Genomic DNA, 13,656 nt, shown 5'->3' on the forward strand with positions numbered 1-13,656 from the left:
GCGTAAAGCAGGGGCCTGACATACACCTTCATTAATGGAGAGCATCGAGACGGTCTGGAAAGACCATTATAATCATCCTTTCCCTTGGGATCAGTCCTTCCCTCCCATGTCGATGGTGGACATGGTCGTGGACAGTGCGACGGCCAATCCCGATGCCGTGATAATCGACTTCCTCGGCCGCAAGACGACCTATGGCGACATGCTCCATGTCATCCGCCGGGTCGCGAAGGGGCTTCAGGATCTGGGCGTGCGCAAGGGCGACCGGGTCGGCCTCTATCTTCCCAACGTCCCCCATTATGTCGCGGCCTATTATGGAGCGATGATGGCGGGCGCGACCGTCGTCAATTTCTCCCCCCTCTACACCGCCGCCGAATTGGAGCATCAGGTCGAGGATAGCGGCACCAAAATCCTCTTCACCCTCTCTGCCAAGGCATTGCTGCCCACGGCGCAGGAAGTGCTGGACAATAGCAGCCTCGAACGGCTGATCGTCGGCTGCGTCGCAGAGGTGCTGCCGCCCGCGAAATCGGTGCTGTTCCGCCTCTTCAAGCGCAAGGAAACCGCGCAGGTCCCGAACGACCCGCGCATCACCAACTATGCCGACCTACTGCGCCATGGCGAGGATCCTACGCCGGTCGCGATCGATCCGGTCAACGACGTCGCTCTGCTGCAATATACCGGCGGCACCACCGGTCGGCCAAAGGGCGCGATGCTCACCCACCAGAACCTGACCGCCAATGCCCGTCAAATCAGGCTCATCGATCCGCATCCAGAGGCCATCGACCGCATCCTCGCGGTCCTGCCCTTCTTCCATGTCTTCGCCAATACCTGCGTCCTCAACCGTACGGTGCTGAACGGCGGTGAAATGGTGATGCTGCCCCGGTTCGAAGCCGTGCAGGTGCTCGCCGCCATTCAGCGGACGAGCCCGACCTCAATGCCCGGCGTCCCCACCATGTTTCAGGCGCTGCTCGATCATCCGGCGACGCCCAACATCGATTTCTCATCGCTGCGCCTATGCATTTCGGGCGGTGCGCCGCTGCCGCTGGAACTCAAGAAACGGTTTGAAGCCACCACCGGCGCCAAGCTGTGCGAAGGCTACGGCCTTACCGAAAGCAGCCCGGTCGTCTGCTCCAACCCCTATGAAGGGCTGAACAAGCCCGGCACCGTGGGTCAACCCGTCCCGGGAACCCACGTAAAGCTCGTGGATCGGGAGGACCCGACACGGCCGCCGCCCGCCGGTGAGCCCGGCGAGCTTGTCTTTGCCGGCCCCCAGATCATGAAGGGCTATTGGCAGCGTCCCGACGCGGATAAGGAAGTCTTCGTCGATGGCTGGCTGCGTACCGGAGACGTCGGCCTGATCGACGCGGACGGCTATGTGAAGATCGTCGACCGCCTGAAGGACATGATCGCGGTCGGCGGCTTCAAGGTCTTCCCCAGCCAGGTGGAAGAGGTGCTCTACCACCACCCCGACGTGAAAGAGGCGCTCGTTATCGGCATCCCCGACCCCTATCGCGGCGAGTCCCCCAAAGCGTTCGTCACGCTTCAGGAAGGCGCGAAGACGGACGGCGAGGCGCTGAAGGCATGGCTTAATCCCCAACTCGGAAAGCATGAAAAAGTCTGCGAGGTCGAGGTCAGGTTGAACCTTCCCAAGACGCTGGTCGGCAAGCTATCGCGCAAAGAACTGGTCGCCGAAGAACGTGCAAAGGCGCAAGGCGCAGCAGGGCAGGCTGGAACGGCTGGCTGAACCTTCCTATCTTGTGCCCCACACAGGATAAGGAACAGGCGAATGGCCGAAGAAATCGCGACGCTGGCAGGTGGCTGCTTCTGGTGCACCGAGGCGGTGTACCAAAATCTGAAAGGCGTCCGGTCGGTCGAAAGCGGCTATCTTGGCGGCCAATTGCCCAATCCCAGCTATGAGCAGGTCTGCTCCGGCGCGACCGGTCATGCCGAAGCGATCCGGATCGCCTTTGACCCGGAGGTGATCTCCTATGGCGACCTGCTCGACATCTTCTTCGCTACGCACGACCCGACGACGCTGAACCGGCAGGGCAACGACATCGGCACCCAATATCGCTCCGCCATCTTCCCCCATTCGCCGGAGCAGGAAGCGGAGGCCAAGGCCGCCATCGCCCGCGCGCAACCGGATCATGGCAACCCGATCGTCACCACCATCGAACCTGACGCGCCATGGTATCCGGCCGAGGATTATCACCAGAAATATTGGGATCGCGTCGGCGACCGTAACCCCTATTGCATGGCGGTCATCCCCCCCAAGCTCGCCAAACTGCGCAAGGGATTTGCGGAACGGATCGAGGGCTGATCTGGGCCGAATAAAAGAAAAAATAAGCCCCTCCCTTTCAAGGGAGGGGGAAGGGGTGGGTAGCGAGCGCCAGCGAGCCTCAGCCTTTCCGCCTCCGAGACAGTCGATCGCCGCGCAGCCCGCTTAGGCTAAGGTTAATCCCGACCATGCCATTCAGGCGAGGATTTCACAGGGGAATATCCATGCGCCCATTCGCGACGATTGCCGCAGCCGGAATAATGCTGACCCTCCCGGGATGCATCGCAAAGACAGCGCTGGACGTAGCCACCCTGCCAGTGCGCGCCGGATCGCAGGCCGCAGATTGGGCCACCACCAGCCAGGAAGAATCCGATCGCAACTACGGCCGCCGTATGCGCAAACAGGAGGCGCGCGAAGCCCGCGAACGCAAGAAAGCGGAAGAACAACGCCGCCGCGAATGCAAGCGTGCTGGCTATCGGGATTGTGATTGAGGATGCGCGGTACTCCGCTTCCCTTGTATTAACACCCTTAAGTTCCGTTCGCCCTGAGCTTGTCGAAGGGCTTCTCTTCTTTCTTTAAAAAGTAAGAGGCTTCGACAAGCTCAGCCCGAACGGGTTGAGTGATTCATATTAAAGGCACTCTGCTCTAGATACTCAGCCATAATGATTTCGCGCAGAGGCGCAGAGTCCGCAGTGACAGGAAAACGGGCCAAATGGACCAGAAAAAACCTCTGCGCCCTCCGCGCCTCTGCGCAAACCCAAATTCCAACGTCGCGAATTAAGCCGCCGCCCGCCGCAGCCGGTCGTTTATCGCCACCCCAATCCCCACGTCCGGGATCGGCGCCACCGCAATATGCGTCGCCGCGCTCGCATCGGCGACATGTAGCGCCGCGAACAGATTGGCCGCCGCCTCCTGCACATCGGCATCCGGACTCAAATTGATATTGCACGGCATCAGGCCAAAGCCGATCAGATATTCATCCTTCTCCGCCCGCAGCACGTTCAGCCGCACCGGCTTTGAAGGCGCATAATGGCTTTCCAGCTGACCCGGCGCCTCGATCTTGGCATCCGCCGCGCCAGTCACAACCGGAAGGCCCGTTGCCTGCTCCAGCATCGCCGCCGTCACTGGGCCGGGCCGCAGCAGCCGGATACGGTCATCCTCGGGCGCGACGATGGTTGACTCCAGCCCCTCGCTCGTCGGCCCCTCGTCCAGGATCAGCCGCACCTTGCCATTCAGGCTGGCCAACACATGCTCGGCCCGCGTCGGGCTGATCGCGCCGCTGCGATTGGCCGATGGCGCGGCGAGTGGCCGCCCGCTTTCCCGGATCAACGCGCGCATGGCGGGGTGGGCGGGCAAGCGCAGCGCGACCGTGGGCAAGCCCGCCGTCACCAGCGATGACAGGCCGCTCCCCTCCCGCACCGGCAGCACCATGGTCAGTGCGCCCGGCCAGAACCGCGCCGCCAGCTTGTCCGCCACGGGCGATAAGATCGCCAGCCGCTCCGCCATCTCCTTGTCCGAAACATGCACGATCAGCGGGTTGAAGCTCGGCCGCCCCTTGGCGCTGTAGATCGCCGCGACCGCGCTCTCGTCCGTCGCGTCGGCGGCCAGCCCATAGACCGTTTCTGTCGGCACCGCGACCGGCTCGCCCGCGCGGATCAGCAATGCGGCCTCACGCAGGGCTTCGGCGCCATAGCGGCAGATCCGGGTGGAATAGACAGGATTTGGGATGGTCACGGCCCCGCGATATAAGCTCCAGCGCCGCAGAGTAAAAGTCCATTACGACAGAAGAATGACAGGGCCACGCGGCTTGCCGGGGCGGGGGAGGGGGATTAAGCCCGGCCTATGGACAAGGAAACTCTCAGCCGCATCGCGCAAGCGCTGGAACGGATCGCGCCGCCACCGGCCATTTCCGCCGATCTCACCGCCGCGTCCGCCTATGTCTGGGATGGCCACGCGATCCAGGCCGTGGATGCCTTTGATCCGGTGAACTATGATCTGCTGACCGGTATCGACGCGCAAAAGGCGACGCTGCTCGAAAACACCCGCCGCCACGCCGCAGGGCACGCTGCGCATGACGCGCTGCTCTGGGGCGCGCGCGGCACGGGCAAATCCGCGGTCGTCGCCGCCGTCATCGACCGGCTCCAGCGGGAGGGTGCCGACATCGCCTTGCTACAATGCGCGATCGATGAACTGAACAGCCTGCCGCGCCTCTTTTCCCTCCTGCGCACGACGCAGCGCCCCTTCATCCTTTTCCTCGACGATCTGGGTTTCGACGAAAATGGCGTAGGAGACGCGCGAGCATTGCGCTCGCTGCTTCAGGGCGGGACGGCGGCCCGGCCCGCCAACGTCCGCCTCTATGTGACGTCGAACCGCCGCCACATCGTCCCGCGTCACCTGTCGGAGCAGGACGACCCCGTCAATCCGCGCGACGTGATCGACGACAAGATGGCGCTGTCCGATCGCTTCGGCCTCAGCCTCGGCTTCCACGCCATCGACCAGCAGGCCTATGTCGATATCGTCAGCGGCTATGCGGACAGTCTCGGCCTCAGCTTCGACCCGCTCGAAGCCATCCAGTGGGCAACCCAGCGCGGCAGCCGTTCGGGCCGCGTCGCCTGGCAATATGTGGTGGAGCTGGCAGGCCGCAACGGCCGCGCCGTTTAGAGCTTCTTGCCTTAAATCGGCACCGCCTCCTAATACCGTTCGTCCTGAGCTTGTCGAAGGACTCTACTTCTTCTGAGAGCCCCCACCCGGGTGATTGATTCAGAGTACGTGCACCACGCTCTAAATCACTTCGCGCCAGTCACCCGCCAGATCACACCGCCCACATCGTCGCTGACCAGCAGCGCGCCCTTCGCGTCGCCCGCGACATCCACCGGCCGCCCGCGCGCATTGCCGTCGGCACCCAGAAAGCCGGTCAGCACATCGACCGGCTTCGCCTTGCCCACCTCGCCATTCGCCTCGAACGGCACGAAGACCACCTTGTAACCCGCCGCAGGCTTGCGGTTCCAGCTGCCATGCAGCCCGACAAAGGCGCCGTTCGTAAACGCCCCGCCAATCTTCACCTTGTCGGCAAAGGCCAGCCCCAGCGGCGCGACATGGTTGCCCAGCGCATAGTCGGGCCGCTTGGTATATTCGCGCACTTCCGGCCGTTGCGGCTGGACGCGGCGGTCCTCATAACCGCCCCAATAATTCCACGGCCAGCCATAGAAGCCGCCAAATTCGACCCGCGTCAGATAGTCCGGCACCAGATCGCTGCCCAGCATGTCGCGCTCATTCACCACGCCCCACAGCGCCCCGCTATTGGGCTCGAAAGCCAGCCCCACCGGATTGCGCAGCCCCGAAGCGTAAATGCGATAATCGCCGGTCCTGGGGTTGACCTCCAGCACCGCCGCCCGGTTCGCCTCCGCGTCGATGCCGCCCTCGGCGATGTTGCTGTTGGACCCCACGCCCACATAGAGCAGCCCGGTGGGACCTGCGACCAGACTCTTCGTCCAATGTTGGTTAGGTGCATTCGCGGGCAGGTTCAGAATCTTGCGCCCCTGGGCGGCGATCCGCGTCTCGCCCTCCTTATAGGGGAAGGCCATCAGCGCGTCGGTGTTGGCGACGTAGAGCGTGCCCTCCACCAGCGCCATGCCATAGGGCGAATTGAGCCCGGTCAGGAACGGCGTCTTCACCTCCGCCCGCCCATCGCCATCCGCGTCGCGCAGCAAGGTGATGCGGTTGGCCGAAGGCACGCCCGCGCCAGCCTTGTCCATCAGGTACGTCATCACCCGATCGACGATCCCGCCAGACGGACGGGGCGGGCTGTTCGTCTCGGCCACCAATATGTCGCCATTGGGCAGCACCAGCATCGATCGCGGATGCGCCAGCCCCTCGGCAAAGCGCGCAACGGCAAGGCCCTTCGCCGCCACCGGCTTCTCGCCCGCCGTCCACACCTTCACGTCGGCCACATTGATGGTGGGGATGAGCTCGCTGCGAGGAGAGGTGAAAACCGGCTCCTTGCCTGTGTCCGCGCCCGCCGCCAACTTGGCCGTATCCCCTTGCGCCAGATAGAAAATGACGCCCCCAGCGATCAGCAGGAGGATGAGGGTGATGGCGATCAGATGCTTCTTCATGCCGCCTGTCTATGCTGCGAATTCCCGCGCGGCAAGGCGCCCCGTCAGCCCCGTTCGCGCAACCACAGCAGCAGCGCGATAATGCCCCCCAGCGCCGCGCCGGTCAGCAGGCCCGCGCTCGGCTGCCCCATCATGCCGCCGATGATCGCGCCGCCCAATATCAGCAGCGCGATGATGGCGCCCGCGCCGGTCGGATTCTTCTTGCCATTGGTCATCGGCACCGCCCTTGCCACGACCCGCTCGCCAAGGCCAGAGCCTTTGCGGATCGCCCCGTCGCGGGACAGCCCAGTCCCGTCGGGAGACAGCCCAGTCCCGTTGCAGGACGACTGTACCGCAACGGGACTTGCCTAACGCGCCATTCACCCTCGAAAGCCGCCACTACCCGTGGAAGCGGGAAACTGGCACGGCAATTGAACCCTTGTTTCCCATCGCGGCGAGATTTTTTCGGGGGTTCACATGCAGTTGCCATATCTTTCCGACCGCCAGAGCTATGAGGATGCGGCGGAACTGATGGCGGCCTTTGGTGACAATGCGGGCTATGAAGCCGCCGCGCGCGCCGACCGCAGCCGCGACCTCGGCAACCATATCCATTTCTGCCACTGGCGCCAGATCGAGCGGCTGATCGTGCTGCTTACCCACGACGCGCCACTCGGCACGGTTCACTAAGCTTCGCGCTTTATATCGGCACCCTCTCAATACCGTTCGCCCTGAGCTTGTCGAAGGGCTCTACTTTTTTAGGAAGAAGAGGGCTTCGACAAGCTCAGCCCGAACGGATTGAGTGTTTCGATTGGACGCACTGCGCCCTATCATCAGCGTGCCCTAAAGCCGCAGTCCAGCCGTCTCGGGCAGTCCCGCCAGAATATTGAGGTTCTGCACCGCAGCCCCCGCCGCGCCCTTGCCCAGATTGTCGAGCGCCGCCACCAGCCGCACCTGACCCGCCGCCTCATTGCCGAACACGAACAGCGCCAGTCGATCCGTCGCACCGACATGCTCGATCGCGACCTGACCCATCGCAGCGCTCTCCTCAAGCGAAACCACGCTCACGATCGGCGATCCCGCATAAGCCTCGGCCAGCGCGGCATGAACGTCCACGACCTTGGGCGCACCCGTCATAGCGCGCAGCTGCAATGGCACTTCGACGATCATGCCGCGATAGGCATTGGCCACCGCAGGCGCAAAGATCGGCGGATGCGATAGCCCCGAATAGCGCAGCATCTCCGGGATATGCTTGTGCGTCATGCTCAGGCCATAGGGCCGGAACGCACTGGGTGCGCCGCTTGTCCCCTCAAACTCCGCGATCATCGCCTTGCCGCCGCCGGAATAGCCCGACGCGCCCGACACCGTCACCGGCCAGTCGGCAGGCAGCAGTCCGCCAAGCACCAATGGCCGCACCAGCGCCAGGAAGCCGGTGGGCCAACACCCGGGATTGGACACGAACCGCGCGTTCGCCAGCTTTTCTCGATGCCCTGGCTCCAGCTCCGCAAAGCCATAGGTCCAACCGTCCGCCACGCGATGCGCGGTCGATGCATCGATCACGCGGGTGCGGTCATTGTCGATCAACGCCACCGCTTCCCGCGCTGCATCATCGGGCAGGCACAGGATCACGATATTGGCGGCGTTCAAAGCCTCCCGCCGCGCCGCCGCATCCTTCCGCTTGTCCTCGTCCAGCGTGATAAAGGACAGCTCGGGCCTTCCGGCCAACCGCTCGACAATCTCAAGCCCCGTGGTGCCGACACCGCCGTCGATGAAAATCTTGTGGGTCACGCGCCGATCCTCCGCCGCGAAATTATCGGTTCCGCATGGTCAGCCGCCAGCCGGGCGACCACATCCGCCAATGGTTCAACAACTACCGCCATCCAATGGGCATTGGCATGCAGCAGATTGTCGCCGTCCGTCATGATGCCAACATGGCCGGGGAAAAAGACGAAGTCGCCACGCTTCAACGGCTCGTCGGAGGGCAGGGGGTTGCCAATGCCTTCCCGCTGCAAATCCGTATCGCGCGGTGCCTTGATCCCGCACTGACCCAGCGCGACCTGCACCAGTCCCGAACAGTCGATACCGCGATGGCCCCGTCCGCCCCATACATAGGGCTGGCCAAGGTAGCGCAGCGCCACGGCGACCCAGTCGCTTTCCGTCGCGTCGGCGCTGACGGCATGCCGCTCATGCACATATCCTTCGGCACAAGCGACGAATCCGTCCGCCGCCTGTCCGGTGAACAGCGCGCCGCCCGGCCAGTAATCGCGAATGGGCGACTTGATGTCGGCCGCGCTGAATAGCGGCGCGGTGCCAGCGAAAATCCGGTGGTTCGTCTCTTCATGCGTGTCCAGCGCCTCGCGCCGCACATAGCCGACATAGCCGTCATGCCCGCAAAAGCCCCAGGCCCAGTCCGTGGTCATGTCCAGCGCATGGAAGCTTTCGCCGCGCAGCAATTCGCTGACGGCCGTAGCCGTGATGGCGGGCGAGGACAGCAGCGGCGTGCCCGCAGCCACGCAGGTCATCTCTATCGAACGGGCATAATGGGCCGAAAACAGCACCCCTGCCAGCGCCAGGTCGGCCAGGTCGCCGCGGGCAGCGTGGATGCGGCTATCCAGCTTGACGGAGCGTCCATCAAGTTTGAACCGAATGCGTTCAGGCGGTGCGTCCCGCAGAGTTGAAGTCGTGGCGTTCATCGCGGCCGGTTCCTGCGATGAAATGGTGAAACGCGTCAAGGAATTCCGCCCCTTTGGGGGTGCGAGTGATGAAAATATTACGCCGATCGGCCGCATCCCGCTCTCGGCGAAGATATCCGAGCGCCGAAAGCTTGTTCAGCGCGCGGGTAATAACCGGCTTCGACACATGCAGCGCCTCTGCGAGTCCCCGCACCGTATGAGGCCCCGCGCTGATGTAAACGGTCATCATCAACGCCATTTGCCGGTTGGTAAGGTCGGGCCTGCCGGATCGCACATAATCGACCAGCGTGCGCATCCATTGGGCAAGTTGTTTCAGACCTGGGCGGTTCAGCTCAGTAGTCTGTTCCTGTGCAGAAGCGGCATCCATGCCCCCGTAACGCACGATGCACGATCCGGTTGCGTAACGGCCCCGTACCAAAGGTCATTTCTGCCCTGATTTTTCATAACGTTGTTCCAGCATATGGAAAACGGCGCGCAGGCCCAATGCTTCGCCACCCTTCGGCCGCCCCGGCTTTGGCGACGGCCGCCAGGCGAAGGTGTCGAGATGCAGCCATTTCGCCTTGTCCGGCACGAACCGCTTCAGGAACAGCGCGGCGGTGATCGCGCCCGCAAAGCCCCCTTCGCCCGCGTTATTGATATCGGCGATGTCCGACTTCAGCATGTCGGCATAGCCATCCCATAATGGCAGGCGCCAACTCGGGTCGTCCACGTCGCTGCCCGCCGCGTCCATTTCAGCGGCCAATGCGTCATCATTGGTGAAGAGGGCAGGGAGGTCGGGACCCACCGCTACCCGCGCCGCGCCGGTCAACGTCGCATAGTCGATGACGAGTTCGGGCTCATCCTCTCCCGCCAGCGCCAAGGCATCGGCCAGCACCAGCCGACCTTCCGCATCGGTATTGCCAATCTCGACCGTCAGCCCCTTGCGGCTCCGCAATATGTCGCCGGGGCGGAAGGCATTGCCCCCCACCGCATTTTCCGCTGCCGGGATCAGCACATGCAACTGTACCGGCAGGCGCGCGCCCATGATCAATCGGGCGAGCGCGATCGCATGGGCCGCGCCGCCCATATCCTTCTTCATCAGGCGCATGGCCGACGATGGCTTGATGTCCAGCCCACCGCTGTCGAAACAGATGCCCTTGCCGATGATGGCGACGCGCGGATGCTTGGCATTGCCCCAGCTCAATTCGATGAGGCGCGGGGCAAAGTCCTTGCCCGCTGCCCGGCCCACCGCATGGATCATCGGGAAACCCTGCTCCAGCGGGTCCCCCTTCGTCACCGTAAAGCGCGCGCCAAAGGCTTCGGCGACCTTCGCCGCTTCCTCCTCCAACTGTTGAGGCCCCATGTCGCCAGCGGGAATGTTGACGAGGTCGCGCACCAGCGCCACCGCCTCCGCCAGCCTGACCGCCGCATCGATCTGCGCCACCTCGCTTGTCAACAGCACGCGCGGTCCCGCGACATTTTCGTCGCGGCGATAGCGGTCAAACCGATATTGCGCCGTCAGCCAGCCCAGCATGGCTGGCCCGGTCGTCCCGTCCGCCAGACGATATTGACCCTCGGGCAATGTTTCGGCCAGCTTGGCGAGGCACCAACTGCTGAGCTTCGCTTTGTTCGCGACCCCCGCGACCACCGACCAGTCCGAAGGGCCATCCCCCGGAATGATCGCATGCTCATATCCTTTGCCCGCGAACTTCTGCGCCGCAACGATCGTCCGGACGCGCTGCGGCTGCGCCGAAAGCCAGTTTTCGAAGCTTTCCGCATCGACGATCTGGATTATATGAGCGGGCTGATTGTTATCTGCCTTCAGCAGGTCGGAATAATCGGTCATGGGCAGGATTCTGGACAAGGATGAGGGGGTTGGAAAGCCCCATTTTCGCGATGTCGGCGTCTCGATGCGGCCATCCCGCATTTGCCCCTGACCGGCAAAGGGTTTAGATTGATGCCAACGCAAACTGGCAAGGAGAGAGACATGGTAATGCATGGCGATAATGCCCGGCAGCAGGCGCTTCGTGCGCGTGCCTATCAACTCGCCGAAAGCGGGCGGTTTGACGGCGCGCATCAGGTTGAACAAGCCCTGATCGCGGAAGGCTGGCCCAACGCCGCCGCCGTCCTTCAGAGCAGCTATGCCCGCAAGGCGATCAGCGAGCGTTGTCTGGCGGCCAAGCCGCACTGATGCAGCGCTTACCGATGCGAATGAAGGCAGGGCCGGTCGCAGGACTGGCCCTCTTTCTCTGTGCCTGCTCCCCCTCGGCTGGTGATCAGTCAACGGATAGTGTCGCTGACACCGGCAATGATGTCGCCACGGCCAATTTCGTCAACCGGATGGCGGGCGCTGAACAGCCAGAGCCGCCGTCCCAGCCTTTCCAGCAGTCTGAAAAGACCGACCTGCTGGAATTTCTCTACGCCTGGCCTGCGCAAGCCTCCGCCGTGCCGCAGATCGCTGAGAAGTTGCGCAAGGACATGGAAAGCGGAAAGGCCGACGCGCTCAAGATGGCGGCGGACGACCGCAAATCGGCGCAGCAGTCCGGCTTCCCCTTCCACGCCCATAGTCTGGAAACGCGCTGGACCGTAGCCGCCGACACGCCGCGCTTCCTGTCGCTTCGTTCCAGCCGCTACACCTACACCGGCGGCGCGCATGGCATGACCGGCTATGACGTGCTGCTATGGGACAAGGCGCGCAAGCGGGAAACCAGCGTGCAGGCGCTCATGACCTCACCCGCAGCCTTCGCGACCGCGATCCACGACGCCTTCTGCGATGGTCTCGACAAGGCCCGCGCGAAAAAGCGTGGCGGGCCGATCATGCGCGGCGACGATCCCTTCACCCAATGCATCGACCCGATGAAGGAAGTCCTCGTCCCCACCTCGCGCGGCGGCGAGCTCATAGACCTGATCGTCGTCGTCGTCGGCCCCTACAGCGCCGGTCCCTATTCGGAAGGGACCTATGAAGTCCCGCTAGCCGTCGATCCGGCCATGCTGAAAACGATCAAGACCGAATATCAGGACGCGTTCGCGGGAGGCTGACCGGCCATAGCTGTTGCATAGAACACCACCCCTCCTCCGTTCGCCCTGAGCTTGTCGAAGGGCTCTACTTCCTTAAGAAGGGAAGGGCTTCGACAGGCTCAGCCTGAACGGGTCAGGAGATTTAGATTAGAGCACTCTCTTCCAGGCGTAATGCTTCCTGGGCTGATTCACATTACGCCACCGGCGCTCCGTAAAGATCATGCTCGTCGGCATCCTCGATCACCACGTCGAGGATGTCCCCGGCCTTCCGCCCTTCACCGACATCGCGCAGGAAAACATTGCCGTCGATTTCCGGCGCATCGGCCTGACTCCGCGCCGTCGCGCCGATCGAACCGTCCTCGTCTGCCTCGCCGACCTCATCGATGATCACCGGCAGCACGCGCCCGACCTTCGCCTGCAACTTGGCGGCGCTGATAGCGGCCGTCTTCTCCATGATCCGCTGGTAGCGTTCTTCCTTCACCTCTTCCGGCACAGCGCCGGGCAACTCATTCGCTGCCGCGCCCTCGACCGGCTCGAACCGGAAAGCCCCGACGCGGTCGAGCTGTGCCTCGTCCAGCCAATCCAGCAGATACTGGAAGTCCGCCTCCGTCTCGCCGGGGAAGCCCACCACAAAGCTCGAACGGATCGCGATGTCCGGGCAGATGCCCCGCCACTTGCGGATGCGGTCCAGCACCTTCGCCTCGTTCGCGGGCCGCTTCATCGCCTTCAGCACAGTGGGCGAAGCATGCTGGAACGGAATGTCCAGATAGGGCGTCAGCAGCCCCTCCGCCATCAGCGGAATGACCTGATCCACATGCGGATAGGGATAGACATAGTGCAGCCGCACCCACGGCGCGACGCCCTCGCTCGTCCGCAACTGCCCCAGCTCGCGCGCCAGGTCGGTCATATGCGCCCGCACCTCGCGCCCCTTCCACTGACGCGGATCATGCCGGGTATCGACGCCATAGGCCGACGTATCCTGGCTGATCACCAGCAGTTCCTTCGTCCCCGCATGCACCAGCTTTTCCGCCTCGCGCAGCACCGCGTCGATCCTGCGCGACACCAGATCGCCCCGGATCGAAGGAATGATGCAGAAGGAGCAGCGATGGTTGCAGCCTTCCGAAATCTTCAAATAGCTATAATGCCGCGGCGTCAGTTTCAGGCCACCCTCAGGCACCAGATCAACGAACGCATTGGGCACCGGCGGCGAAGCGTCATGCACCGCATTCACCACCTGCTCATATTGATGCGCGCCCGTAACGGCCAGCACCTGCGGGAATTTGGCGCGGATCACGTCCGCCTCGTCACCCATGCAGCCAGTCACGATAACCCGGCCATTTTCCGCAATCGCCTCGCCAATCGCCTCCAGCGATTCTTCCTTCGCCGAATCAAGAAAACCGCAGGTATTCACCAGCACCACGTCCGCGCCAGCATAGTCGGCGGACATCAGATAGCCGTCGGACCGCAGCTTGGTCAGGATGCGTTCGCTATCGACCAGGTTCTTGGGACAGCCGAGCGACACCATGCCGACCTTCGGCGCTTCAGGAATTTTGGTTGCCATGATCGGCGCGCACATAGGGATTTTTGCGCCAAATGTCAC

The 13,656-nt window shown here is 63.3% G+C and carries 15 protein-coding genes; 7 read left to right on the forward strand and 8 right to left on the reverse strand.

All coding sequences use genetic code 11. From position 1 onward, the window contains the following. The first annotated feature begins 34 nt into the window (after nucleotides 1–34). From ACZ5TB_RS01960 to ACZ5TB_RS01970, 3 genes are all read left to right on the forward strand, one after another. Entirely contained in the window at nucleotides 35–1,741 is a 1,707-nt protein-coding gene (locus ACZ5TB_RS01960) for a long-chain-fatty-acid--CoA ligase (RefSeq protein WP_464791816.1), read from the forward strand. 42 nt (nucleotides 1,742–1,783) lie between these two features. Next, the gene (msrA, locus tag ACZ5TB_RS01965) at nucleotides 1,784–2,317 is read left to right on the forward strand and encodes a peptide-methionine (S)-S-oxide reductase MsrA (protein WP_464779146.1); all 534 of its coding nucleotides are present in this window, start codon (nucleotides 1,784–1,786) and stop codon (nucleotides 2,315–2,317) included. A gap of 182 nt (nucleotides 2,318–2,499) precedes the next feature. Then, nucleotides 2,500–2,766, forward strand: coding sequence for a hypothetical protein (locus ACZ5TB_RS01970; RefSeq protein ID WP_464791817.1), 267 nt, complete (start codon nucleotides 2,500–2,502; stop codon nucleotides 2,764–2,766). A gap of 286 nt (nucleotides 2,767–3,052) precedes the next feature. Here the strand turns inward: ACZ5TB_RS01970 and ACZ5TB_RS01975 are convergent, their stop codons facing one another. Further along, entirely contained in the window at nucleotides 3,053–4,009 is a 957-nt protein-coding gene (locus ACZ5TB_RS01975) for an L-threonylcarbamoyladenylate synthase (RefSeq protein WP_464791818.1), read from the reverse strand. 108 nt (nucleotides 4,010–4,117) lie between these two features. Here ACZ5TB_RS01975 and ACZ5TB_RS01980 point away from each other — a divergent pair, with 108 nt between their 5' ends. Beyond that, a complete protein-coding gene (locus ACZ5TB_RS01980; RefSeq protein WP_464791819.1) occupies nucleotides 4,118–4,936 on the forward strand; it encodes an ATP-binding protein in 819 nt (272 codons plus the stop codon). 125 nt (nucleotides 4,937–5,061) lie between these two features. On the opposite strand, the gene ACZ5TB_RS01985 is transcribed toward ACZ5TB_RS01980, so the two are convergent. Beyond that, nucleotides 5,062–6,390 carry a PQQ-dependent sugar dehydrogenase gene (locus tag ACZ5TB_RS01985; RefSeq protein ID WP_464791820.1) on the reverse strand — a complete coding sequence of 443 codons (1,329 nt, stop codon included), beginning with the start codon at nucleotides 6,388–6,390 and terminating at the stop codon, nucleotides 5,062–5,064. A gap of 44 nt (nucleotides 6,391–6,434) precedes the next feature. Beyond that, nucleotides 6,435–6,605, reverse strand: coding sequence for a hypothetical protein (locus ACZ5TB_RS01990; RefSeq protein ID WP_449471494.1), 171 nt, complete (start codon nucleotides 6,603–6,605; stop codon nucleotides 6,435–6,437). 241 nt (nucleotides 6,606–6,846) lie between these two features. On the opposite strand from ACZ5TB_RS01990, the gene ACZ5TB_RS01995 reads away from it, so the two are divergent. Further along, entirely contained in the window at nucleotides 6,847–7,056 is a 210-nt protein-coding gene (locus ACZ5TB_RS01995) for a hypothetical protein (protein WP_464791821.1), read from the forward strand. Nucleotides 7,057–7,209: 153 nt separating this feature from the next. Here ACZ5TB_RS01995 and argC read toward each other — a convergent pair whose 3' ends face one another. Genes argC through ACZ5TB_RS02015 form a run of 4 tightly spaced genes read right to left on the reverse strand, consistent with a single transcriptional unit; the run spans nucleotide 7,210 to nucleotide 10,884 of the window. Next, nucleotides 7,210–8,154, reverse strand: a complete 945-nt coding sequence (gene argC, locus ACZ5TB_RS02000) for an N-acetyl-gamma-glutamyl-phosphate reductase (protein WP_464779153.1) — start codon at nucleotides 8,152–8,154, stop codon at nucleotides 7,210–7,212. Beyond that, on the reverse strand, nucleotides 8,151–9,059 hold the full coding sequence (locus ACZ5TB_RS02005) for a C40 family peptidase (RefSeq protein ID WP_464791822.1): 909 nt from the start codon (nucleotides 9,057–9,059) through the stop codon (nucleotides 8,151–8,153). The genes argC and ACZ5TB_RS02005 overlap by 4 nt, the downstream gene beginning before the upstream one ends. Next, nucleotides 9,019–9,426, reverse strand: coding sequence for a MarR family transcriptional regulator (locus tag ACZ5TB_RS02010; protein ID WP_464792465.1), 408 nt, complete (start codon nucleotides 9,424–9,426; stop codon nucleotides 9,019–9,021). The genes ACZ5TB_RS02005 and ACZ5TB_RS02010 overlap by 41 nt, the downstream gene beginning before the upstream one ends. A 54-nt stretch (nucleotides 9,427–9,480) precedes the next feature. After that, nucleotides 9,481–10,884, reverse strand: a complete 1,404-nt coding sequence (locus ACZ5TB_RS02015) for a leucyl aminopeptidase family protein (RefSeq protein WP_464791823.1) — start codon at nucleotides 10,882–10,884, stop codon at nucleotides 9,481–9,483. Between the two features lie 141 nt (nucleotides 10,885–11,025). Here ACZ5TB_RS02015 and ACZ5TB_RS02020 point away from each other — a divergent pair, with 141 nt between their 5' ends. Together ACZ5TB_RS02020 and ACZ5TB_RS02025 are read left to right on the forward strand one after the other, a co-directional pair. Continuing rightward, nucleotides 11,026–11,229: a hypothetical protein gene (locus ACZ5TB_RS02020; protein WP_196225693.1), complete on the forward strand. Its 204-nt coding sequence runs from the start codon at nucleotides 11,026–11,028 to the stop codon at nucleotides 11,227–11,229. Further along, the gene (locus tag ACZ5TB_RS02025; protein ID WP_464791824.1) at nucleotides 11,229–12,077 is read left to right on the forward strand and encodes a DUF4163 domain-containing protein; all 849 of its coding nucleotides are present in this window, start codon (nucleotides 11,229–11,231) and stop codon (nucleotides 12,075–12,077) included. The genes ACZ5TB_RS02020 and ACZ5TB_RS02025 overlap by 1 nt, the downstream gene beginning before the upstream one ends. Before the next feature lie 172 nt (nucleotides 12,078–12,249). Here ACZ5TB_RS02025 and rimO read toward each other — a convergent pair whose 3' ends face one another. Further along, a complete protein-coding gene (gene rimO / locus ACZ5TB_RS02030) occupies nucleotides 12,250–13,632 on the reverse strand; it encodes a 30S ribosomal protein S12 methylthiotransferase RimO (RefSeq protein WP_464791825.1) in 1,383 nt (460 codons plus the stop codon). Nucleotides 13,633–13,656: the final 24 nt, after the last annotated feature.

This window comes from Sphingobium sp. TomTYG74, from assembly GCF_055393875.1.